Origin of the sequence: Winogradskyella schleiferi, from assembly GCF_013394655.1 — a bacterium.
GTDB lineage: Bacteria > Bacteroidota > Bacteroidia > Flavobacteriales > Flavobacteriaceae > Winogradskyella > Winogradskyella schleiferi.
Genome location: NZ_CP053351.1, coordinates 2,962,883 through 2,988,159 on the forward strand (window position 1 = coordinate 2,962,883; position 25,277 = coordinate 2,988,159).

Here is a 25,277-nt window from a genome sequence, read left to right on the forward strand (position 1 = left end):
TAGTTAGTTAATTGGTTGGTTATTTTTAATTCCAGTTGGTGTGATAACTCTTTTCAGAATCATCTTTCAGTCTTTGATAGGTGTGGGCTCCAAAATAATCGCGTTGCGCTTGAATAATATTTGCCGAAGCGTACTGTGTCGTTATTCCGTAAAAAAATTGAAGCGCTTCTCCCAACGCAGGCGTTGTAATATCATTCAGTACACCTTCTGAAACCACTTTTTTCGCGGATGGTATATATTGATTAACTCGTTCTATTAATTTTGGACTGGTTAAGATATTAGTAGTATGTTTAAAAACTTCAACTAATTCTTCTATTAAAGTTGATCTAATAATGCAGCCATTAGTCCAAATTCTAGCAATCTCGCTAAGATTTAAATGCCATAAAAACGTATTGGAAGCTTCAGAAATTAATTTAAAACCTTGATAATGGCTTATGATTCTTGCGAATTGATAGGCTTCTAAAATCTCATTGGATGTCAGGTTTAATTCTGAAACATTTTCTTTTTTAAGATTCTTATTTAATTCAACCCTTTCCTCCTTATAAAATGAAATATACCGTGAAAATAGAGCAGAAGCAATTAAGGTACTTGGCACTCCCAATTCCGCAGAAGCAATGGTCGTCCAGTTTCCTGTGCCTTTGTTTTCTGCTTTGTCCAATATTTTATGGACCAACCAATCCTTTCCTTCTTTTTTTCTAAAAATGGCAGTTGTGATTTCCAATAAATAGCTGTTTGCAGCATTTTTCCAAGTCTCTAAAGTGTTAGCTATCTCATCAGGATTTTGACCCAAAGCTTCTAAAATAGTGGCTACTTCAGCCAATAATTGCATTTCTACATATTCCACACCATTATGAACCATTTTGATAAAATGGCCACTGCCTTCTGGACCAACATAAGTACAGCATGGTAAATTGTTCTTGTCCTTAGCAGAAATTTTCTCTAAAAAAGGTGCTATTTTTTTGTACGTGTCTTTATCTCCACTTGGCATGACTGATGGCCCTTTTAAAGCGCCTTCTTCGCCTCCCGAAACGCCTGTACCAATAAAGTGAATACCTTTGGTTTTTAAATAGGCGTTGCGCTCTTTTGTTTTTTTGTAATTTGAATTTCCTCCATCTATAATAATATCATTTACAGATAAATGTGGCAGCAAATCTTCTATGACATAATCAATGGTTTTTCCTGCATTGACCATGAGCATTATGCACCTTGGTTGTTGCAAAGATTTTACAAAAGCCGAAATATCGTCAAAGGCCTCTGCTTGTGATAATTCTGGATATTGTGCTTTAAAATTTTTAGCAATATCTTCTTCTGTGCCTTCAACATGCCTATTGAACATCGAAATTTTGAAACCGTTATTGGCTAAATTTCTACATAGGCTTTTGCCCATAACGCCTAATCCAAATAATCCAAATTCCGAGGTGTTCATTAATTCGTGCTTTATAGATTTTACAATGTTTTCTGGTGTTAAGCTAATATCTATTTGAATAGCTTCTTTTGGTGATTCTAAAATATCGAATTGTGATTTCAATAATTCTGAAGGCATAAAATGTCCTTCACGACTTTGTAATCGTTTTGAAATTTGATTGAAAGTTCCCGATAAATGCACCCATTTTGTTTTGCTCTCAATATCACGATTTAAAATATCACGATACTTTTGTTTTAAAGCTGAACATACAATGACACAACTATTATTTGCTAGTTGTTGTTTTGCTAATTCATTTAAAGTCTCTAGCCAATCTTGTCTGTCATCGTCATTTAAAGGTTGTCCGTTAGCCATTTTTTTGATGTTGTTTTCAGGATGAAAATCGTCTCCATCAAAAAAAGGACTATTTAAATTGTCTGCCAGTAATTGCCCAATAGTGCTTTTTCCACTTCCTGAAACGCCTATTATGAAGATTACTTTGTTCAATGATTTATTTTTTAGTTGGCTCTGTACTTTCGCCTACAGTTGCATCTTTAAACCAAACTTCTGCATAGCTTCCATTTTCATATTGTTTGACTATATCACCACCATAAACTTCCGATTTGGTGCTTTTTGGATTAGCTTGGTTATAGGCACCTTGTTTAAAATAATTGATTTCACCAGCATAAGCAGTTTTACGCTCAACTCCACCACCTTTTTCTCTGTTTGCATAAACTGTTTTGACTTGCTCTGGAATGTCTTTTCTTGTCGCAAATTCTGACTCTATTAAACTTTTTGTGAATGTTATGGTCTCATGACCTTCACTAGTAAAATTCAAATACATAATGCCTTTATGTACGTTGACTTCGTAGCTGAATTCCTCACCTAAAGCTATGCCATTTTCTGGTTCTTCCGGATAGTTTGTTGCATCTGTTCCAACTACAGAAAAATCATGTCCCCAAACTGCAGTAGAATAATCAAATCTTCCAATATTATCACCTTCAGTATTGATTTCGTAATTCCAAAATACAGAGCCTTTTGTATGACTTGGAAATTTTTTATAATAGATTTTTAAAGGTTCATTTTCGTGACCTTCGTCGCTATGAATTTGTCCAATCACTACTGAATACGAAGACGCTTTAGTCGCATCTCCAGTAGTTGAAACGTGCTGAACTTTTAAAGTCCCAGTTAATTTACCACCTTCTTCTGGAATCCAATGTTTCTTTTGACCCATTTCTGTTCTTGTATTACTTGATGTTCTAGACGTAATACCTGAATTCGGTGTTTTGTATACTACCCAATCCGTACTATTTTCATTTTCAACATAGAAAAAACCTTCATGTTCAAAATTAACTAAGTTCTCTTCTTTTGTTCCGTCACCACAAAGTATGCTCCATTTGTTCATAAAAGGAAGCACATCACTTGGATATGTCTTAATTTCTTCAGTTTTTTCAGTAGTGTCTGTAGTTGTATCTGAGTTAGTTTTGGCATTGTCTTTACAAGCCACCAAGGCTAAAACTGTGAATATTGTAAAAAGTGATTTTTTCATATTAATCAATAATTTTATTGGTTTAGTACATTAGTTTTAACTTCAAATTTTCTTCTGTTTTTAATTGACCTGAATTGATCAAAGTGTTTTCAGTTTCTACATTGTTTTTTGCACCCCATAGAATCGAAACAAACTCCACTGGATTATTTTTAAAAGTGTTATTATTGATATTCACATTTACAATACCTCTGTGATTTAACAGAATGTCATTTTTCTCTTTTACGCCACAATTGACAAATGTACTATTGGTTACTAAAAGGTTGCCACCAATGGTTGACTCGTCATAACCACCTCTGTAATAATCGATCACATTTTGTTTCACATTCGTAAATTGGCAATTATCAATGGTTAAATATTCTGTGTTGTAATCACCTCTGTCGTTGGTTTCTTCGGAAAGTTCTATACCATTTTCGCAATTTGAAATTGAGGTGTTTTCAAAAGTGATGCGTTCAGAAAATGATTCTGTGTATACTTTGAGCACATAATTAAAATCGCTGATGTCAGTATTTGAAACTGAAAGACCAAAATGGTTCGACATGTTTTCTTTTAAACTTGCGAACGCGTAGTTTGAAGTATTTCCTTTTAACGTTACATTATTTACTGTTAACTTTCCTTTAGATTCCAATGAAAATAAAGGTGTGTTAGCCGCTCCTGAAAACATAAGTTCAGCTTTTTCGTTACCTTGGGATTGAATTGTGATTGTCTTATTGATTACTACGGACTTTTCAACATTATAAACACCTTCAGCTAAAGCAATAATATCGCCATTTATGGCTTCATCTATTTTAGTTTGCAAGTCTTCTGCTTTAGTTACAGCGTGTATCGTCGGTTCTTTTGCTTCAATTTCATTGGAATACCATGAGGTTCCATATTTTGACTTATCTAAAATATTCGGATTGGAAACATCTACACCAACAGCCGCACCAATACTTTTACTATCTTTTCTTGAAGCACCGAATAAATCGGTTTTAATGGTATTAAAATCGAAACCATTATAGACTTCAATTTCAGAAGGAATTCCTGATGGAAGGAAAATATATTTTGATACTTTTTTCAACTCTAAAGATGCAGTTTTAATTCCGCCATCAAAGTCATTAAATTTTACACCTTGATTATCTACAACATTACTTTTAAATATCACGCCATCAGCTTTGTCGTTTTCAACAACAATCTTTTCTAATCCCTTTTCATTATAAATCACATTATTGGCAACCGTAGTTCTAATGGCTCTAGCTGAGCGGATTTCTGATTTTGGTAACACATCTGATTGTGCAATATTTGTACCCACACCAAACTGCCACGGTGAACTACAATTTACATACGTATTATAAGCCACAACCACATCAGTTACTTGGTTATAGCGGTTTAATGGCGATTTTGGAATACCATTCATTACAGCTAATGGACTTCTGAAACTTGTCCCTATTAGGTTATAGAAGTAGTTGTTTGTAACCCAATGACCAGTATTGATAATTCTAATGCCACCAACGTTTTTATTTACACCATCACCAATAAAATAATTGCCATCGATAGTACAATAATTTCCATGACGTGTAACCAGTGAGCCTTCACTTTTATAAAACACATTATTTCTAAACTCGTTGAAGTTTGTTTTGCTTGAAATGACTTCCACCTCACCATTGCACTCTTCAAATAAATTATTGGCGACCATGGTATAACTTGGTGACATGGAAGTGTAACTGTTTCCTAACTGAATTGTCTCACCACTTGGACCACCTTTAACAGGTCTTGGACCAAAATGATTGTTGATGATTTGGTGGTAATTATTTATACTTTCCCTACCTTCTATACTCACTCTAACGGTTGGGCCTCTGTTTGTCTTTCCTGCGATATAGCAATTGCTTAATTCATTGTGTCTTCCCCAAAACCTAACCCATAAATCATCATCATCTCTTTTAAGTTTGTTAAAATCCTCGATAACACAATTGGTGAATTTACAATGGCTGGCTATTTCGTCCAGTGAATCTTTATGGCTTATTTTAAAATCTATAACAGCACTAGATGGTGAATATCCATTTTTAAAATGCAAACCTTCTACCGTTAAGTATTCGCCTCCAAACTTTAAATAGGACTTACCCTCAATACTAACTTTTCCAGGGGTTTCAGCTTTTAATGTTATAGGATTGTTTTTGGTTCCTTTCCCCCTAAATTTAATTTCAACATCTTTGTAAACACCATTTTTCAAAACGATATCATCACCTGCTTGTGCATTTTTTATGGCATCGTTTAACTCGTCAATATTGGAAATTAATTGACTTGATTCTGTACTTGTAGTAGCCTTTTCCCCACATGAGTAAAGTGCTAAGAACAAAGCGAAAATTAATGGATATGTTTTCATTTAATATAGTATTTGATTTAATTACTGTGTGCCTTTACCATCCAAACCTTAACAGACGAAACCTAGAATTGTATGGAGTAGTATGGTTTAAATTCTTTTTATATTGGTTATTCTATTAATTGGTTAACCAGTTTGGTTAACCAAAAATAAAATAAATATTTCAAATAGAAGAATAAAATAGGTTAATTGTGAATACAATATAGTTAATTGTATATACAAAATGACTAATTATGATCTAAAACGCTCTCTAATCCTATATTTAACTCCAATAAAAACAACTTTGACCAAATTAAAAATAAAAAAATCCCAGATTAATATTTAATCTGGGATTTCAAAATTTTACATAATTTATGAGATACTGACTTATAGATTATTGCTTTTAAGCTTGTCCTGTAGGACCAAAATTTAATGGAATTGGTGGTTGTTCGTAATCTTTAATCTCACCATGTGCCTTTTCAAAACGAACTACATTATCACCTAATGCTTTTAATAAACGCTTGGCATGCTGAGGGGTTAAGATAATACGAGACTTCACCTTACTCTTTGGAGTGCCCGGCATTATACTTACAAAGTCAACTACAAATTCTGAAACAGAATGGTTAATAATTGCCAAGTTGGAGTACGTGCCTTCAGCTACTTTTTCGTCAAGTTCTATGTTTATTTGTCCTTTTTTCGGATTCTTTTTTTCTTCTGCCATTTTAAAAACTGTTTATGCTTCCTTATCAAAGGAAATCTAATTAATAATTTTGATAAACCTATTAGGATTACAACCTTATAGGAAATTGAAATTAAAAAAGCCTTCATGTAAAAATACAAGAAGGCTTTTAGTACTATTATTTATTTTAAAGAAACCTTGAATTAATTAAAATTCATTTCTTCTTTAGCCTTCATCATTTCGTTAAATTCTTGTTTAGAACCTACAATGATATTTTCGTATTCTCTAACACCTGTTCCTGCTGGTATTCTATGACCAACAATTACATTTTCTTTAAGTCCTTCAAGAGAATCGACCTTACCATTTACAGCTGCTTCGTTAAGAACCTTGGTAGTTTCTTGGAACGATGCTGCAGATATAAACGACTTAGTTTGTAACGACGCTCTAGTAATACCTTGTAATATTGGAGTTGCAGTCGCAGGACTCGCATCTCTTGCCGTTACAAGATTCTTATCTTCTCTTCGTAAGCTAGAGTTTTCATCTCTCAGATCTCTAACGGTTACAATTTGACCAGATTTCATATTATCTGAATCACCAGCATCTTCTACCACTTTCATTCCGAAAATCTTATCATTTTCTTCAATGAAATCAGATTTATGAACTAATTGGTTTTCTAAGAAAATAGTATCACCAGAATCAATGATTCTAACTTTACGCATCATTTGTCTTACAACAACTTCAAAGTGCTTATCATTAATCTTTACACCCTGTAAACGATAAACTTCTTGTACTTCGTTTACTAAGTATTGTTGTACGGCTGAAGGGCCTTTAATATTAAGAATATCATTTGGTGTTATAGAACCATCCGATAGAGGCATACCTGCTTTAACGTAATCATTTTCTTGTACAAGAATTTGATTAGATAATTTGACCAAATATTTCTTAACCTCACCTAATTTAGATTCGATAATAATCTCACGGTTACCACGCTTAATTTTACCAAATGAAACCACACCATCAATCGCACTTACTACAGCAGGATTAGAAGGGTTACGTGCTTCAAATAATTCCGTTACACGAGGTAGACCACCAGTAATATCACCAGCTTTAGCAGATTTACGAGGAATCTTAACTAAAATCTTACCGATATCAATTTTGTCGCCATCATCAATCATTATGTGCGCACCAACTGGTAAGTTGTAAGAACGAATAGTTTCCCCTTTCTTATCTTCAATCAATAAGGTCGGAATCAATTTCTTGTTTCTTGATTCTGAAATTACTTTCTCTTGGAAACCTGTTTGTTCGTCAATTTCTACTTGGTAAGTAACACCTTGTTCAATGTTTTCATACTTCACTTTACCAGCGAATTCTGAAATAATTACACCATTATATGGATCCCATGAACAAATAACATCACCTTTCTTAACCTTATCTCCTGGTTTCACATAAATAAATGAACCATAAGGAATATTGTTAGTACTTAAGACAATGCCTGTTTTAGCATCTATTAATTTTAATTCTGAAGTTCTTGAGATAACGACATCAACTTCTTTTCCTTCGCCATCTTTTGATTTTACAGTTTTAAGATCTTCAATTTCTGCAATACCATCAAACTTAACCGTTAACTTATTCTCCTCTGAAATGTTACTTGCAATACCACCTACGTGGAATGTACGTAACGTTAACTGAGTACCCGGTTCTCCAATTGACTGAGCAGCAACTACACCAACAGCTTCTCCACGTTGTACCATCTTACCTGTAGCCAAGTTACGACCGTAACATTTCACACAGATACCTTTTTTGGCTTCACATGATAATGGCGAACGCACCTCTATAGAATCTAGTGGCGAATCACCAATTTTCTTAGCGATAATATCATTAATATGACCACCAGCTTCTACCAATAACTCTTCAGTTAATGGATTGTAAACATCATTAAGTGATGTTCTACCGACGATTCTACCTTCTAAGCTCTCAACTATTTCTTCATTTTTCTTAAGTGCAGAAACTTCGATTCCTCTTAGTGTACCACAATCCTCTTCATATACAATGACATCTTGCGAAACATCTACCAAACGACGGGTTAAGTAACCAGCATCAGCCGTTTTAAGAGCTGTATCTGCAAGTCCTTTACGTGCACCGTGTGTAGAGATAAAGTATTCTAAAATTGAAAGTCCCTCCTTAAAGTTAGAAAGAATTGGATTCTCAATAATTTCTCCACCTGCTGCTGTAGATTTCTTAGGCTTGGCCATTAATCCACGCATACCTGTTAACTGACGAATCTGTTCTTTAGAACCCCTTGCACCAGAATCAAGCATCATAAACACCGAGTTAAACCCTTGTTGATCCTCACGAATACGCTTCATAGACAATTCTGTCAATTCAGCATTTGTTGATGTCCAGATATCAATAACTTGGTTATAACGTTCGTTGTTGGTAATAAGTCCCATATTATAGTTACCCATAATACCATCAACTTCTTTGTTCGCTGCATCAATCATTCCTTGCTTTTCAGAAGGAATAATAATATCACCTAAACTAAAGGATAGTCCACCTTGGAATGCAAATTTGTATCCTTGAGTTTTAATCTCATCAAGGAAATCAGCTGTTTCTGGTACACTTGTCTTTTTGAGGACACCATGAATGATTTCCCTTAAAGACTTTTTAGTTAATACCTCATTGATATAACCTGCTGCTGCTGGTACTTTTTCGTTGAAAAGTACACGACCAACAGTGGTTTCTATAATTTGTTTAGTTAACTCACCTTCTTCATTGAAATCATAAGTTCTTACTTTGATTCCAGCGTTTAAGTCCACTTTCTTCTCATTGTAAGCAATAGTAACTTCTTCAGGAGAGTAGAACGTTAAACCTTCACCTTTAACGGTATAATTTTCATCCGTTTTACGCAACTTAGTCATATAATATAAACCAAGTACCATATCCTGAGAAGGTACAGTAACTGGAGAACCGTTAGCCGGATTCAATATATTATGTGACGCCAACATTAATAATTGACATTCTAAAATCGCTTCTGGACCTAATGGTAAATGTACAGCCATCTGGTCACCATCGAAATCGGCATTAAAAGCCGTACATACTAATGGGTGTAACTGAATTGCTTTACCTTCAATAAGCTTAGGTTGGAAAGCTTGAATACCAAGTCTGTGTAAGGTAGGAGCACGATTTAAAAGTACTGGATGTCCTTTTAAAACATTTTCTAAGATATCCCAAACTACAGGTTCTTTTCTATCTATAATTTTCTTTGCAGATTTAACCGTTTTTACAATGCCTCTTTCAATCAGCTTTCTAATGATAAATGGCTTGTAAAGCTCTGCTGCCATTCCTTTTGGCAATCCACATTCAAATAATTTTAATTCTGGTCCAACAACAATTACAGAACGTGCAGAATAATCAACACGTTTACCCAATAAGTTTTGACGGAAACGTCCTTGCTTACCTTTAAGTGAATCTGATAATGATTTTAATGGTCTGTTAGAATCTGTTTTTACTGCAGATGATTTCCGTGTGTTATCAAATAATGAATCTACTGATTCTTGTAACATACGCTTTTCATTACGTAAAATCACTTCTGGTGCTTTTATCTCTACCAATCGCTTCAAACGATTGTTACGGATAATTACTCGACGATAAAGATCATTTAAATCTGAGGTTGCAAAACGACCACCATCTAAAGGCACTAAAGGTCTTAATTCTGGTGGAATTACAGGAACAGCCTTCATGATCATCCACTCTGGTCTGTTCTCTCTGTTTAAATTTGAATCTCTAAACGCTTCAACAACTTGTAAGCGCTTTAACGCCTCAGTCTTACGTTGTTTAGAGGTTTCATTATTAGCTTTATGTCTTAAATCATAAGATAATTGATCTAAATCAATTCTTGCTAATAAATCGATAAGACACTCAGCACCCATCTTAGCGATGAATTTGTTAGGGTCTGTATCATCTAAATATTGATTCTCTTGAGGAATAGATTCTAAAATGTTTAGGTACTCTTCTTCCGTTAAGAAATCCATTTTTTGCACTGGTTCGCCTTCAGCATTAATAGCAATACCTGGCTGAATTACCACGTAACGCTCATAATAGATTATCATATCTAATTTCTTAGATGGTAATCCAAGAAGGTAACCGATTTTATTTGGTAACGAACGGAAATACCAGATATGCGCTACAGGCACCACTAAGTTGATGTGACCTACACGATCTCTACGTACTTTCTTTTCTGTTACTTCTACACCACAACGGTCACAAACAATACCCTTGTAACGTATTCTTTTATATTTACCACAAGCACATTCAAAATCCTTTACCGGACCAAAAATACGCTCACAGAACAAACCATCTCTTTCTGGTTTGTGAGTTCGATAATTAATAGTTTCTGGCTTTAATACCTCTCCGCGAGATTCTGCTAAAACAGACTCTGGAGAAGCTAAACCAATAGAAATTTTATTAAATTTCTGTACTGTATTCTTATCTTGTCTTCTTGCCATTTCTTTATAGTATTCAGTCGCAGTCGCAGTTTTCAGTTAGCAAATTGTGCTTACTGTAAACTGAGACTGTCAACTATAAAATTATTCTTCTAATCTAATATCTAATCCTAAACCTTTTAATTCGTGCATAAGTACATTAAAAGATTCCGGTAATCCTGGTTCTGGCATTGGCTCTCCCTTAACGATTGCTTCGTAAGTTTTTGCTCTACCAATCACGTCATCTGATTTTACAGTTAAGATCTCACGTAGTGTACTTGATGCGCCATAAGCTTCAAGTGCCCAGACTTCCATCTCTCCAAAACGCTGTCCACCAAATTGTGCTTTACCACCTAACGGCTGTTGCGTAATTAAAGAGTAAGGTCCAATAGAACGTGCGTGCATCTTATCGTCAATCATGTGACCCAGTTTAATCATGTAGATGACACCAACTGTAGCTGGTTGATCGAAACGATCACCTGTTCCACCATCATATAAATAGGTATGACCGAATCTTGGAATACCAGCTTCATCTGTATATTCATTAATCTGATCTAAAGTTGCACCATCGAAAATTGGAGTCGCATACTTTCTTCCTAAATCTTTACCAGCCCAACCTAGAACAGTTTCATAGATTTGACCAATATTCATACGAGAAGGTACACCAAGTGGATTCAATACAATATCAACTGGAGTTCCATCCTCTAAGAAAGGCATATCTTCTTGACGAACGATACGAGCCACAATACCTTTGTTACCGTGACGACCTGCCATTTTATCACCAACTTTAAGTTTACGTTTCTTAGCGATGTAAACCTTAGCCAATTTAATAATACCAGCCGGTAGCTCATCACCAACAGAGATAGTAAACTTCTCACGTCTTAAAGCCCCTTGAAGATCATTTTCCTTTATCTTATAGTTGTGGATTAAATCTGCAACAAGTTCATTTGTATGATCATCAGTTGTCCATTTTCCAGAGGTTAAATGCGTATAATCATCTACAGCATTTAACATCTTTAAGGTATATTTTTTACCTTTTGGAATAATTTCCTCTCCTAAATCATTATAAATTCCTTGAGCTGTTTTTCCGTTAACGATGTTGAATAATTTTTCAACTACGATACTTTTAAGATCATCAAATCTGTTATCGTAAGCATCTTCCAGCTTTTCGATATCTTCTTTGTCTTGTGCTCTTTTGCGCTTATCTTTTACCGCTCTAGCAAATAATTTCTTATCGATAACAACACCATTCAATGAAGGAGACGCTTTTAAAGACGCATCCTTAACATCACCTGCTTTATCACCAAAGATGGCACGAAGCAGTTTTTCTTCAGGCGTTGGATCTGATTCCCCTTTTGGTGTAATTTTACCAATTAAGATATCACCTGGCTTGATTTCCGCACCAATGCGAATCATACCATTTTCATCTAAATCTTTAGTTGCTTCTTCCGAAACGTTAGGAATATCGTTAGTTAATTCTTCGTTACCTAATTTGGTATCTCTAACTTCCAATGAATATTCATCGATATGAATAGATGTAAATACATCCTCCCTTACTACTTTTTCAGAAATTACAATCGCATCCTCAAAGTTATACCCTTTCCAAGGCATAAAGGCTACTTTCATATTTCTACCAAGCGCTAATTCACCATTTTCGGTTGCATAACCTTCACAAAGGACTTGACCTTTTACAACCTTATCACCTTTCACAACAATAGGCTTTAAGTTGATAGAAGTTCCTTGGTTTGTTTTTCTAAATTTAACTAAAGGATAAGTTTTAGTATCACTATCAAAACTAACCATTGCAGCTTCGTCAGTACGTTCGTACTTAATCGTGATTTTTTCAGCATCTACATATTCTACTGTTCCAGCACCTTCAGCATTGATCAATACTCTAGAATCTGATGCTACTTGACGTTCTAAACCTGTACCAACAATTGGCGCTTCAGGACGTAATAAAGGTACAGCCTGACGCATCATGTTAGATCCCATTAATGCACGGTTGGCATCATCATGTTCCAAGAATGGAATTAATGATGCTGAAATAGAGGCAATTTGGTTAGGTGCAACATCGGTATAGTTAACATTTGAAGGATCAATAACAGGGAAATCACCTTCTTGACGAGAAATAATTTTATCTGCTAATATTTTTCCTTTGTCATCTACTTTGATCGTTGCTTGTGCAATTAGCATATCTTCCTCTTCTTCGGCACTTAGATATGTTGGTGCATTTTTAATATCTACAACACCATTTTCTACTTTACGATAAGGCGTTTCAATAAAGCCCATCGCATTTACTTTCGCAAATACAGATAAAGAAGAAATTAAACCAATGTTTGGTCCTTCTGGTGTTTCAATAGGACATAAACGTCCGTAATGTGTATAATGAACATCACGTACCTCGAAACCTGCTCTTTCTCTTGATAAACCACCTGGTCCTAATGCTGACAGACGACGTTTATGCGTAATCTCCGCCAAAGGATTCGTTTGATCCATAAATTGAGATAGCTGATTCGTTCCAAAGAAAGAATTAATAACAGACGATAGCGTCTTCGCATTAATTAAATCTATTGGTGTAAACACTTCGTTATCACGAACGTTCATACGCTCACGAATAGTACGAGCCATACGTGCTAAACCAACACCAAACTGAGAAGATAACTGCTCACCTACTGTACGTACACGACGATTAGATAAGTGATCGATATCATCAATCTCTGCTTTAGAGTTAATTAACTCAATTAAATATTTAATAATAGTTATGATATCTTCTTTAGTAAGCACTTGCTTATCCATTCCAATATCCAACTGTAATTTCTTGTTCATTCTGTAACGACCTACTTCACCTAAAGAGTAACGTTGGTCAGAAAAGAATAATTTGTCAATTATACCACGAGCCGTTTCCTCATCTGGCGGCTCAGCATTACGTAATTGACGGTAGATGTGCTCAACAGCTTCTTTTTCAGAGTTTGTTGGATCTTTTTGTAATGTATTATGGATAATTGCGTAATCGCCTTGTTGCGCACTTTCTTTATGTAAAAGAATCGTTTTAACTTCAGCTTCAAGAATTTCTTCAATATTATCTTTATCGATTTCGGTATCACGATCCAATACAATTTCGTTACGTTCAATAGATACTACTTCACCAGTATCTTCATCAACGAAATCCTCGTGCCATGTATTCAATACACGAGCAGCTAACTTACGACCGATAACTTTCTTTAATCCAGATTTCGAAACCTTTACTTCTTCAGCAAGGTCAAAAATCTCTAAAATATCTTTATCACGTTCAAAACCAATGGCTCTGAACAAAGTAGTAACAGGTAACTTTTTCTTTCTATCAATGTAAGCATACATTACACTATTAATGTCTGTAGCAAATTCTATCCAAGATCCTTTGAAAGGAATTACTCTTGCCGAATATAATTTAGTTCCATTGGCATGGAAAGACTGGCTAAAGAAAACACCAGGCGATCTGTGTAACTGAGAAACCACTACACGTTCTGCACCATTGATACAAAATGTACCACTAGGTGTCATGTAAGGAATAGTACCTAAATATACATCCTGAACGATAGTTTCAAAATCCTCATGTTCTGGATCTGTACAATACAACTTCAATCTTGCTTTTAAAGGCACACTGTAAGTTAACCCTCTTTCAATACATTCTTCTATAGAATATCTTGGAGGATCAATAAAGTAATCTAAAAATTCTAGTACGAATTGATTACGCGTGTCTGTTATTGGGAAGTTCTCCATGAAGGTGTTGTACAAACCTTCAGTACCTCTTTCTTCTGACTTTGTTTCTAATTGGAAAAAATCCTGGAAGGATTTAATTTGGATATCCAAAAAGTCTGGGTAATCTGTTCTATTTACAATAGAAGAGAAATTAATTCTTTCAGCCTTTTTTGCTAACATTGATGAACGAGATTTTAATAAATAAAAACTAAATAATGTATATAACGCTTATATACACAAAATGGTTTAGGTCTTATCCCGCAAAAAATGCGGGATAAAACTAAACCTTAAATTGTTGGAATGAGTAAGCTTACTTAAGCTCCACCTCAGCTCCAGCTTCTTCTAACTGAGCTTTCAATGCTTCAGCTTCGTCTTTTGCTACACCTTCCTTAATTGGGCTTGGTGCATCATCAACTAAACCTTTAGCATCTTTTAAACCTAAACCAGTTAATTCCTTAACTAATTTTACTACAGCTAGTTTAGAACCACCTGCAGCTGTTAAGATAACATCGAATTCAGTTTGCTCCTCAGCAGCTTCTCCACCACCAGCAGCAGGACCAGCCATAGCTACAGCAGCAGCTGCAGGCTCAATACCATACTCATCTTTTAATATAGTTGCTAATTCGTTAACTTCTTTTACTGTAAGGTTAACTAATTGTTCTGCGAAATCTTTTAAATCTGCCATTTTTCTAATGTTTAATAATGTGTGTTATAATTTAATTTTCTATTGTGTGTGCTTATTTTATTATCCTTCTCTTTCGGATAATGTTTTAACGATACCTGCGATAGTTCCACCACTAGATTTAAGCGCAGAGATAACGTTTTTAGCTGGAGATTGTAACAATCCTACAATGTCGCCAATAAGTTCCTCTCTCGACTTAATATCTACTAATGCATCCAGTAAATCGTCGCCGATGTAAATAGACTCCTCAATGAAAGCTCCTTTTAATAAAGGCTTTTCAGATTTCTTGCGGAATTCTTTAATTACTTTAGCAGGTGCGTTTCCTGTTTCAGAATACATTACTGATGTATTGCCTTTTAAAGTCGTTGGTAAATCACCGAATTCTTTGTCCGATGCATCCATTGCTTTCTCTAAAAGTGTATTCTTAACAACGGCTAACTTTATGTTAGACTTGAAACACGCTCTTCTTAAATTTGAAGTTGTTGCTGCATCTAATCCAGAAATATCCGTTAAATAGATATTTGTATTATCTGCTAATTGAGCAGTCAACTCTTCAATTACTTGGGATTTTTCTTCTCTTGTCATAATATTCTAAGTTTAACTACTATCCTATTTTTGTGTCAATTGCTATACTTGGACTCATGGTACTAGACATATAAATGCTCTTTACATAAACTCCTTTTGAAGCAGTTGGCTTTAACTTCATGATTGTAGATAATAATTCTTTTGCATTGCCCACAATCTTGTCTTCACTAAATGAAGCTTTACCAATTGGTGCATGTACAATTCCTGTTTTATCTACTTTAAAATCTATCTTACCAGCTTTTACTTCCGCAACTGCTTTAGCTACGTCCATAGTTACTGTTCCGGTCTTAGGGTTTGGCATAAGACCTCTTGGTCCTAATACTCTACCTAACGGTCCTAACTTACCCATAATGCTTGGCATAGTAACGATAACGTCAACGTCTGTCCAACCATCTTTAATTTTCTGTAAGTATTCATCTAACCCAACATAATCAGCGCCAGCTTCTTTAGCTTCTTCTTCTTTATCTGGAGTTACAAGTGCAAGAACCTTCATATCTTTACCTGTACCGTGTGGTAACGAAACTACACCACGAACCATTTGATTGGCTTTACGTGGATCTACACCTAATCTGATTGCTAAATCGATAGAAGCATCAAACTTTGTGTATGTAATCTCTTTTAGTAATGCTGAAGCTTCTTCTAAAGAGTAAATTTTGTTATTATCTACCTTTGCTTGTGCCTCTTTTTTCTTCTTTGTTAATCTTGCCATTTCTAAAAAATTTAGTTTGGAGCTTCTCCTCCTTTAACAGTGATACCCATCGATCTTGCTGTACCGGCAACCATTTTCATAGCTGATCCGATTTCAAAGGCGTTTAAATCTACCATTTTGTCTTGAGCAATCGCTTTAACTTGATCCCAAGTTACTTTTGCTACTTTACGTCGGTTTGGTTCTCCTGATCCTTTCTTTACTTTGGCCGCTTCTAATAATTGTACTGCTGCTGGTGGAGTTTTGATTACAAAGTCAAATGATTTGTCTTTGAAAACCGAAATTACCACAGGTAATACTTTACCTGGTCTATCTTGTGTTCTAGCATTAAATTGCTTACAGAACTCCATGATATTTACTCCAGCGGCACCTAAAGCGGGTCCTACCGGTGGCGATGGATTCGCAGCACCTCCCCGAACTTGTAGCTTAACTACTTTGTCTATTTCTTTTGCCATTTCTTAATGTTTATTACGATTATCTATAAAGGAAGCATAGATAAATCGCTCTTTATGTAACAATTATTAAACTTTTTCTACTTGCATATAACTTAACTCTAATGGTGTCTTTCTTCCGAAAATCTTTACCATTACCTCAAGCTTACGCTTTTCTTCATTAATCTTTTCGATAGTACCATCAAAACCATTGAATGGTCCATCGATAACTTTTACAGTCTCCCCTTTTGTAAATGGAATCGCTACGTTAGCATCAGCTTCTACAGACAATTCATCTACTTTACCTAACATCCTATTTACTTCAGATTGTCTTAAAGGTACAGGGTCACCACCTTTTGTTTCACCTAAGAAACCAATAACATTTGTAATTGATTTAATAATATGAGGAATCTCACCACTTAAATTAGCTTGAACCATAATGTAACCCGGAAAATAAACTTTCTCTTTGTTTATTTTCTTTCCGTTACGAATTTGGATTACTTTTTCTGTTGGCACTAAGACTTGATCAACAAAATCTTCTAAACCTAATCTTGAAATCTCATTTTCAATATAGCTTTTGATTTTATTTTCTTGACCGCTTACCGCTCTAACAACATACCATTTTTTATCAGACATCTTCTTCTTGTATAATTGTTAGTGAATCATTTCAAAATAAGCCTTTACCGCTCTACTAAAAACAGTATCAACTCCCCAAATGGCCAATGAAAATATAATTGAAAACACAGCAACAATAACTGTTAACTTTTGAGCTTCTGGCCAAGGTGTCCAAGACACGTTATTCTTTAACTCTTCAAACGATTCCTTTATATATGTGATTAATCCTGCCATTTGATTCTTTGTTATTAAAGCTTAAATGAAGCTTATTTTTATTTTGCACGGGTTGAGAGACTCGAACTCACGACACCTGGTTTTGGAGACCAGTGCTCTACCAACTGAGCTAAACCCGTAGAAAAGCTATAATCTCTTAATTAAAACTATGGCTTTAAATGTTATAATTTACTAGTTTGTATAGCGCTCAGCTCTGAGCCCTGTCTGCCGCAGGCAGGTAAACCCGTAAACAATAATCAAGGCGTCCCGAAATATCGAGACACCTTAATTATTTATTTAACTATTTTGATTTAGTCTAAAATCTCAGTAACCTGACCAGCACCAACTGTTCTACCACCTTCACGGATAGCGAAACGTAAACCTACGTTCATTGCAATTGTGTTAATCAACTCAACTGTAATTGTTAAGTTATCTCCAGGCATTACCATTTCAACTCCATCAGGTAATTGGATGTTTCCAGTTACATCAGTTGTACGCACGTAGAACTGAGGACGGTAGTTGTTATGGAATGGCGTGTGACGTCCACCTTCTTCTTTTTTAAGGATATAAACCTCAGCTTTAAACTTAGCGTGTGGTGTTACCGAACCTGGCTTAGTAATTACCATACCTCTAGAGATTTGAGATTTCTCAATACCTCTTAATAAGATACCAGCGTTATCACCAGCTTCACCTCTATCTAATATTTGACGGAACATTTCGATACCTGTAATAGTAGATGTTAATTTCTCAGCACCCATACCGATAATCTCAACTGGATCACCTGTGTTAGCTACACCAGTTTCAATACGACCAGTTGCAACAGTACCACGACCTGTAATTGAGAATACATCTTCAATAGGCATTAAGAATGGCTTGTCCATATCTCTTTCTGGCTCTTCAATCCACTCATCTACGCTCTTCATTAATTCCATTACAGTATCAACCCACTTTTGCTCACCGTTAAGTGCACCTAAAGCAGAACCTGCTACTACAGGACCATTATCACCATCATATTCGTAGAATGATAATAAGTCTCTGATTTCCATTTCAACCAATTCTAATAACTCTTCATCATCAACCATATCCACTTTATTCATGAATACAACGATACGAGGAATACCTACCTGACGACCAAGTAAGATATGCTCACGAGTTTGTGGCATAGGACCATCTGTTGCAGCAACAACTAAGATAGCACCATCCATTTGAGCAGCACCTGTAACCATGTTCTTTACGTAATCCGCGTGACCTGGACAGTCAACGTGAGCGTAATGACGATTTGCAGTTGCATATTCTACGTGAGAAGTATTAATTGTTATACCTCTTTCTTTTTCTTCTGGTGCATTATCAATTTGATCAAATGATCTTGCTTCAGATAAACCTGCATCAGCTAATACTTTAGTAATAGCAGCAGTTAAAGTTGTTTTACCGTGATCTACGTGTCCAATAGTACCAATGTTTAAGTGTGGTTTTGAACGATCGAAAGTTGCCTTTGCCATGTTTAATTTATTTTAATCTTATTTAATAATTAGTGTTCAATTGTTATTCTTTTCTGAACTCAGAAAAAAGAGCCAATGACGAGATTTGAACTCGTGACCTCTTCCTTACCAAGGAAACGCTCTACCCCTGAGCTACACCGGCGTAAAGTGTTTAAGTCCTCATCGCGAAGAATGAGATTCCTGCCTTCGCAGGAATTTTAGAGCGAGAGACCGGGTTTATTTCAACAACGCTCAGCATAAACTTCTCTCACGTTCTTCGCTCTTTTGAGCGAGAGACCGGGTTCGAACCGGCGACATTCAGCTTGGAAGGCTGACGCTCTACCAACTGAGCTACTCTCGCATTTTATCAAAATTTTTACATTTTGAAAGGTTTCAATATTTCAAATTATCATGTTTATTTTAGATTACTTCGCTTTGCAAAATCCTCAATCAAACAAAAATCACCATTAAAGTCTTCAAACTTTAATCCAATTTTTAATTCAGAAAGAAGATTACCTCGCTCCGCTCGGTAATCCTGGATTGGTGACCCAACCCAAAGATTTTTTTAACGCAGTTTTACAAAAGCTAGCTTTTGACAACTCCTTATAAAAATTCTTTGTGGGGAGAGCAGGATTCGAACCTGCGAAGGTGAAACCAACAGATTTACAGTCTGTCCTCGTTGGCCGCTTGAGTATCTCCCCAAATAGTCTCTAAAATTCTAAATAAAAAACTCCAAAATTCTAAAAACAATAATTTCAATTAACGCTCTCAAATTTTTAGATCTGAGACCCTTCTTTAGAAGGAATTTAGAGCCGATGGAGGGACTCGAACCCACGACCTGCTGATTACAAATCAGCTGCTCTAGCCAGCTGAGCTACATCGGCTTTTTCTTACTCTTTTACCGTCGAAAATCGTCTTAAAAAAAGTCCGCTATTTCTAACGGACTGCAAATGTAATGTTTTATTTATTTAATCAAAACATTTTTTAAAAAATTTTATTTAACTATGTGCTCTTAATTTTTCTTTTCGCTTTTTAATCTGTCTTCCCAAAGAGGCAATAGCCGCATCAGCACCTTCTTCAAATGTTTTACATTGTTTCTTTACAACAAAACTATCTCCTGGTACATTTAATTTAACTTCAAATATTTTATTTTCTTTATCACTTGTTTTCTGAACTTTTAAATATACATCGGATTGAATTATTTTATCATAAAACATATCTAATTTATCCATACGCTTCTGAATAAAATTTATCAACTTACTATCTGCTGTAAAATTTACGGATTGAGTGTTTACTTTCATGTGATTATATTTAATGGTTTATAATTGGTCTTATGGAACATTCACAAAAATATTTTAATATGCATTAAAATCTCATGCTAAGAATGTTTCATATACTATTAGTCTAAGTTAAACATCTGTGCTAAAATTTTTTCTTCAACACGGATTACTGAATATTAAGCCAAAGCTTTCGGCCTTCGTAGTTATTGTAGCGAAGTGAGCTATGGTTGGTTTCTTGGATGTGCTTTAGCATGTACTTTTTTTAATTCTGTTATACTGCTATGCGTATACACTTGCGTCGCTGCTAAACTTGTATGCCCAAGAAGTTCTTTTACTGTATTTAAATCCGCACCTTGGTTTAACAAGTGCGTTGCAAACGAATGCCTTAATACATGAGGGCTGCATTTTGCCTTCGTAGATGCTTGACTAAAATACTTATTTATTATTCTGTAAACAAGCTTTTCGTAAACTTTAAGACCATTTTTAGTTAAAAATAGTATCTCTTTATCTTCTATGATAGGTAAATTCTTTCGATAATCTAAATAGCAGTTTAGAGACTTGGACAAGGATTCTATTAAGGGAATATATCTTTCCTTATTTCTTTTACCTAATACTTTTATTTGGGTATTACCTTTATCGATATCTACGAGTCTCAAATTTACGAGTTCGATACGTCTAATTCCTGTGGCATAGAACAACTCAATAATGAAATGATTTCTGGCACTTTCAAAATCATGGACTTCGATAGCGACTTCCAAAACGGTTTTCAATTCTTGTTCAGAAAAAGGCAACTGCACTTTCTTTCCTACTTTTAATGCTTTGTGTTGTTTTAAGGGATTAACCCGAACATCTTCGGTTTTGAGCAAAAATTTAAAATATGTGTTTAATGAAGAAACTTTTCTGTTTATTGTTCGGTTGGAAATATTGCTATCTACCAATTCTACAATCCATTGTCTAATTTCAGAATAGCCAACTTTTCCTAAATCTTGAGAATCGTGATTTAGATTTAAAAAGTTTTGAAAATTTTCGATATCACGAGTGTAGGCTAAAACAGTATGCTTAGAATACTTCTTCTCCAATAATAAATATTCTGAAAAGGCTTTTATACTCATTCAATTTGTTTGGTGGACTACAATCCGAAATATGTATTAGAAAATTTATTCCAGCTAGAATCTTCATAACAAAGTTCCAATACCTAATTCGGATTTAAATATAAGTATAAGCTATGATTAATATTGAATTTTAAACAAAAAAAATCCTGCTCAATGGCAGGATTTTAAAATTTTAGATATCAACTTGATTATTTCACGGACCATACAGAATAGCTCTTGGGTGGTGCTTGGATTTTGACCCATTTTCCATATTGTGTGGTTGGCTCCCAACTGGAATGGCCTGTATAATCTTTTATTACCGTATTGGACCAATTGGTTTCTATCCATCGTTCTTTCCACAAATTTGAATTATTAATATAGACTACAAGGCCTGAATTGTTATACCCATTTCTTCTTGCTACATATTCATCTGTATCTGCATGTAATATATTTGTGGAACCACCTGCCAAATTATTATGTATCCAGATTAAATTATTTAATCGTTCTTTATTTAACCACTCTTCATAATCCTTGTAAAATATAGTTGGATAACCTTCATGTGTTAGGATATAGGCATACGCTAAAATTTTATTATTAATGATTTCATCTGTATCATGGTTCGTGACAAACGTTACTGCTCTGGAAGCATTTTGTTTCCATAGCATGTTATCATTTAAAGCGTTTAGATTATTTCCCATAAAAGCATCTTTCATCTTATAGTAACAGGCAAAATCAAAAGCGCTTGCTTCTGCTGAACTCGTCCAAGAATCTAATAAAGATACATTACTGTCCCATAGTTCTCCAACTGAAAAACCACCAACCTCATCTTTCCAGGCTTTAACAACCCATGGTTCAAAACCTTTTACGTAATCGAAACGCCAGCCATCAAAACCTATAACATCTCTGTAATATTTTGCCACGCTATTTGGGTTTTTCCATAACCAATCCTGAACGTAAGTTTGATTGTGACATAAATCTGGAAAACCACCAAATGCACCACTATCGTTAGAGTGAATATTATTAGCATGAAAATCAGTAGCCGAGCGGTAAAAATTTCCCGACATTGGATTAAAGTCCGTCCAAGTATTGCCACCTGTATATGGATTAGCTTCACTAGCTCCACCACTGTTATGATTAATTACTATGTCTGCAATAACATTCAACCCATTTTGATGTGCCGTATTTATCATATTAGTTAACTCCGTTCGGGAACCAAAACGTGTTTCAGTACTTCCCATTTGATTGTATTCGCCAAAATCGAAATAATCGAAAGGGTCGTAACCCATAGAAAAAGGTCCGTTTTGTGCTTTTGAAACTGGCGGAAGCCAAATAGCATCGATTCCTGAATTACTCCAATCTGCCACTTTGGAATTTATGGTGTTCCACCACGTACCTCCTGCTGGAACATCCCAATAAAATGCTTGCATCATTACGCCTGAACCGATTGGTTTTAGCCCAGCACGTTTAAAATAGTCAATATTAGTTTCAATTGGTTTTACAGATTGTTCTTCATTAATAATTTCGTCTTTGCTACAAGTGAAAAGAAATAGCATTAAACAAGCCATGCCGATAAGTTTGTAATATTTCATAAGTTCTAAGATTTTGTTGTTCCATTTAAAGTTATAGGAATACAGTGCTTATTCAAAATCAGAAATTTTACGAAATCGTTTTCGTGTTGATAAATCACTAATTTTTTGTTAATATAATCGGTAAAACGCAAAAAACCCACCAATATTTTGATGGGTTTTTATTTTTATAGGATAAAACTTACATTTAAAAGTTTTAAGACAATTAATTAAGTTGCCGGCTTATAATCCTTATCATCAATGACCATTCTAGCAATGATTTCTTTGAGGATTTCAGAAGTTCCTCCACCAATTGGCCCTAAACGACTATCTCTTGCCATACGTGCCAATGGATATTCTTCCATATAACCATATCCTCCTAAAAATTGAAGGCATTGGTAAATAACATCATCTGCCATTTTTGTAGATTGTAGCTTAGACATCGTCGCTTCTTTCACGACATAATCGCCCATATCCAATCGTTTTGCCACATAATAATTGAATTGCTTACAAATTTCCATCTGTGTTTCGCAATCGGCATAGGTGTGTCTTAAGGCTTGAAATTTATCGATGGTTCTCCCAAAAGCCGTTCTTTCGGACATGTATTGTTTTGCATATTCTAAAGCATATTCCGCTCTTGCATGGGCATTCACGCCCATGATCAACCTTTCTAAAGAAAAATGTTGCATGATGTATGGAAAACCTTGTCCTTCTTCTCCCATTAAATTTGAAGCAGGAATGACCACATTATCAAAGGCAATTTCTCCAGTATCCGAAGCTCTCCAACCTAACTTGTCTAATTTTGTGGCTGAAATACCTGGTGTATCCCTGTCCATTATAAAAATACTAATGCCTTTATTTCCTAATTCGGGACTAGTCTTCGCTGCAACCACCAAATAATCACTATAAACACCATTGGTTATAAAAGTTTTAGAACCATTGATCACGTAAGTATCTCCTTTTTTAACCGCAGTGGAACGCATACCTGCAACATCACTTCCTCCAAATGGCTCCGTAATACAAAGACAGCCTATGGCATCACCTAAGGCACTTGGTGTTAAATATTTTTCTTTTTGCTCATGATTACCTTCCTTGTTCAGATGCGTCATTGCTAAATAAGCATGTGCCCACATTGCCGCTGCAAAGCCACCAGAATTGATACGTTGCAATTCTTCAAGAAAAATTACCGTGTAAAACAAATCTAAATCCAACCCGCCATAAGCTTCAGGTGTTGCTAGCCCAAAGTAACCCATATCTCCAAATTTCTTCCAGATGAAACGTTCTATATGACCTGTTTCCTCCCATTTATCAATATGTGGTACTACTTCTTTTTTTAAAAATTCCCTAAGGCTTTCCCTGAATAAATTGTGCTCTTCCGTAAAATATAAGTTAGACATAAATTGTTGTTTGTTAATAGAACTCATCTCGACTATTACTTTTTAACCGAAAAGTCAGGATAAATTCATAGCTGCAAATATAACTTAATTATCTCGAATTTTTTGATGGGGAAATCTTCAACTTTTGTTAATTCTTCCAAAGATTTAAAGCCATCCCTTAGCGTTCGTTCTTCAATTATGTTATTCGCAACTTCATAACCAATATATTGAATAGTGACCAATTCGTCTCTAGTGGCCGTATTGAGATTGAACCTGTTAATTGCTCTTGGTGTTTTAACTGTAAAATCGTTTTGAATGCGCTCTATCACTTCTGGTGACAACCCATAGACTTCGCTCAGTTGGATATCGGAAATAAATCCACCTTTATATTTATTTCGGTATTTGATAATACGTTCCGATAGTTTTTCGCCTATACCATAAACTTTTCTCAGTTGACTTGCCGTGGCTTTATTCAAATCTATTTTCTGCTGATAGGTTTTAGGCTTTTTAGTGTTTGAATAAGAATTACTGTAGCCTTGAGATTTTGGTTTCGGGTTAGTGACCCAATCTGGAAATTTGAAATAAGGCGAAATGGTAGCTAAAAATGAATCCGAAACTTTGGTCACCTTCTGAAAATCCTTGGCAGAATTCACCCATTGGTTGGTTGCCCTAAATTTATGAAGTCTATCAATTTCTTCATTGGTCATTCCTAAAGTATAACCTTTATAATCAGTGATATAATTTGGGTTGAACGGATAGATTTTAGGTTTCTTGTTTTCTATTTCAACCATACGCAATGAATCTATTTCTTTTCTAAAGGTTTCAATCTCATCTTTGTCTTCGGGAAAATCTACTTTTGAACTTGCGAAGATTTTTGGAGCAAACCAATATACGCATTGCACCATCACAACAATTGCCAACAATAAAAAAATCCCATTCCGTTGTTTGTTAGAAAACTGGAAATGAGATTTCATATATATAATATTTATTTTTAGAGTCAATACCGCTGCGCTTATAGAATCAAGCTCTATGGTCCTTAACCGATACTATAATTTTTCATTTTACATTAAC

Annotated in this window: 18 protein-coding genes and 5 tRNA genes; all 23 read right to left on the reverse strand. The window is 35.0% G+C overall.

The annotated features are described in order from the left end of the window. Window positions 1-25 precede the first annotated feature (25 nt). Window positions 26-1,909, reverse strand: a complete 1,884-nt coding sequence (gndA, locus tag HM990_RS12835) for an NADP-dependent phosphogluconate dehydrogenase (protein WP_178989328.1) — start codon at window positions 1,907-1,909, stop codon at window positions 26-28. Between the two features lie 4 nt (window positions 1,910-1,913). Further along, window positions 1,914-2,951 (reverse strand): polysaccharide lyase family 7 protein, encoded by a 1,038-nt coding sequence (locus HM990_RS12840; protein WP_178989329.1) that lies wholly within the window; start codon window positions 2,949-2,951, stop codon window positions 1,914-1,916. 22 nt (window positions 2,952-2,973) lie between these two features. After that, window positions 2,974-5,310 carry a chondroitinase-B domain-containing protein gene (locus HM990_RS12845; protein WP_178989330.1) on the reverse strand — a complete coding sequence of 779 codons (2,337 nt, stop codon included), beginning with the start codon at window positions 5,308-5,310 and terminating at the stop codon, window positions 2,974-2,976. Window positions 5,311-5,689: 379 nt separating this feature from the next. After that, on the reverse strand, window positions 5,690-6,007 hold the full coding sequence (locus HM990_RS12850) for a DUF3467 domain-containing protein (protein WP_178989331.1): 318 nt from the start codon (window positions 6,005-6,007) through the stop codon (window positions 5,690-5,692). Between the two features lie 161 nt (window positions 6,008-6,168). Continuing rightward, a complete protein-coding gene (gene rpoC / locus HM990_RS12855) occupies window positions 6,169-10,470 on the reverse strand; it encodes a DNA-directed RNA polymerase subunit beta' (RefSeq protein ID WP_178989332.1) in 4,302 nt (1,433 codons plus the stop codon). 81 nt (window positions 10,471-10,551) lie between these two features. Next, a complete protein-coding gene (gene rpoB / locus HM990_RS12860; RefSeq protein WP_178989333.1) occupies window positions 10,552-14,364 on the reverse strand; it encodes a DNA-directed RNA polymerase subunit beta in 3,813 nt (1,270 codons plus the stop codon). Between the two features lie 130 nt (window positions 14,365-14,494). Then, window positions 14,495-14,869 (reverse strand): 50S ribosomal protein L7/L12, encoded by a 375-nt coding sequence (rplL, locus tag HM990_RS12865; protein ID WP_178989334.1) that lies wholly within the window; start codon window positions 14,867-14,869, stop codon window positions 14,495-14,497. Window positions 14,870-14,929: 60 nt separating this feature from the next. Then, window positions 14,930-15,451 (reverse strand): 50S ribosomal protein L10, encoded by a 522-nt coding sequence (rplJ, locus tag HM990_RS12870; RefSeq protein WP_178989335.1) that lies wholly within the window; start codon window positions 15,449-15,451, stop codon window positions 14,930-14,932. Between the two features lie 19 nt (window positions 15,452-15,470). Beyond that, window positions 15,471-16,160 carry a 50S ribosomal protein L1 gene (rplA, locus tag HM990_RS12875; protein ID WP_178989336.1) on the reverse strand — a complete coding sequence of 230 codons (690 nt, stop codon included), beginning with the start codon at window positions 16,158-16,160 and terminating at the stop codon, window positions 15,471-15,473. An 11-nt stretch (window positions 16,161-16,171) separates the two neighbouring features. Further along, window positions 16,172-16,612, reverse strand: a complete 441-nt coding sequence (rplK, locus tag HM990_RS12880) for a 50S ribosomal protein L11 (protein WP_178989337.1) — start codon at window positions 16,610-16,612, stop codon at window positions 16,172-16,174. Window positions 16,613-16,678: 66 nt separating this feature from the next. Continuing rightward, the gene (gene nusG, locus HM990_RS12885) at window positions 16,679-17,224 is read right to left on the reverse strand and encodes a transcription termination/antitermination protein NusG (protein ID WP_178989338.1); all 546 of its coding nucleotides are present in this window, start codon (window positions 17,222-17,224) and stop codon (window positions 16,679-16,681) included. A gap of 18 nt (window positions 17,225-17,242) precedes the next feature. Continuing rightward, entirely contained in the window at window positions 17,243-17,437 is a 195-nt protein-coding gene (gene secE, locus HM990_RS12890; protein ID WP_178989339.1) for a preprotein translocase subunit SecE, read from the reverse strand. Between the two features lie 46 nt (window positions 17,438-17,483). Further along, window positions 17,484-17,556: transfer RNA gene (locus tag HM990_RS12895), tRNA-Trp, on the reverse strand. A 171-nt stretch (window positions 17,557-17,727) separates the two neighbouring features. Next, window positions 17,728-18,915, reverse strand: a complete 1,188-nt coding sequence (gene tuf, locus HM990_RS12900) for an elongation factor Tu (RefSeq protein ID WP_178989340.1) — start codon at window positions 18,913-18,915, stop codon at window positions 17,728-17,730. A 70-nt stretch (window positions 18,916-18,985) separates the two neighbouring features. Further along, a tRNA-Thr gene (locus HM990_RS12905) sits at window positions 18,986-19,057 on the reverse strand. Between the two features lie 125 nt (window positions 19,058-19,182). Beyond that, window positions 19,183-19,255, reverse strand: a tRNA-Gly gene (locus HM990_RS12910). Window positions 19,256-19,513: 258 nt separating this feature from the next. Next, window positions 19,514-19,595, reverse strand: a tRNA-Tyr gene (locus tag HM990_RS12915). A gap of 109 nt (window positions 19,596-19,704) precedes the next feature. Continuing rightward, window positions 19,705-19,778, reverse strand: a tRNA-Thr gene (locus HM990_RS12920). A gap of 114 nt (window positions 19,779-19,892) precedes the next feature. Next, window positions 19,893-20,195: an HPF/RaiA family ribosome-associated protein gene (locus HM990_RS12925; protein ID WP_178989341.1), complete on the reverse strand. Its 303-nt coding sequence runs from the start codon at window positions 20,193-20,195 to the stop codon at window positions 19,893-19,895. Window positions 20,196-20,395: 200 nt separating this feature from the next. Next, window positions 20,396-21,286 carry a tyrosine-type recombinase/integrase gene (locus tag HM990_RS12930; RefSeq protein WP_178989342.1) on the reverse strand — a complete coding sequence of 297 codons (891 nt, stop codon included), beginning with the start codon at window positions 21,284-21,286 and terminating at the stop codon, window positions 20,396-20,398. A gap of 188 nt (window positions 21,287-21,474) precedes the next feature. Next, entirely contained in the window at window positions 21,475-22,854 is a 1,380-nt protein-coding gene (locus tag HM990_RS12935; protein WP_178989343.1) for an alpha-amylase, read from the reverse strand. A gap of 206 nt (window positions 22,855-23,060) precedes the next feature. Further along, window positions 23,061-24,227 carry an acyl-CoA dehydrogenase family protein gene (locus tag HM990_RS12940; protein ID WP_178991987.1) on the reverse strand — a complete coding sequence of 389 codons (1,167 nt, stop codon included), beginning with the start codon at window positions 24,225-24,227 and terminating at the stop codon, window positions 23,061-23,063. A 65-nt stretch (window positions 24,228-24,292) separates the two neighbouring features. After that, the gene (locus HM990_RS12945) at window positions 24,293-25,180 is read right to left on the reverse strand and encodes a ComEA family DNA-binding protein (protein ID WP_178989344.1); all 888 of its coding nucleotides are present in this window, start codon (window positions 25,178-25,180) and stop codon (window positions 24,293-24,295) included. Between the last annotated feature and the right edge of the window lie 97 nt (window positions 25,181-25,277).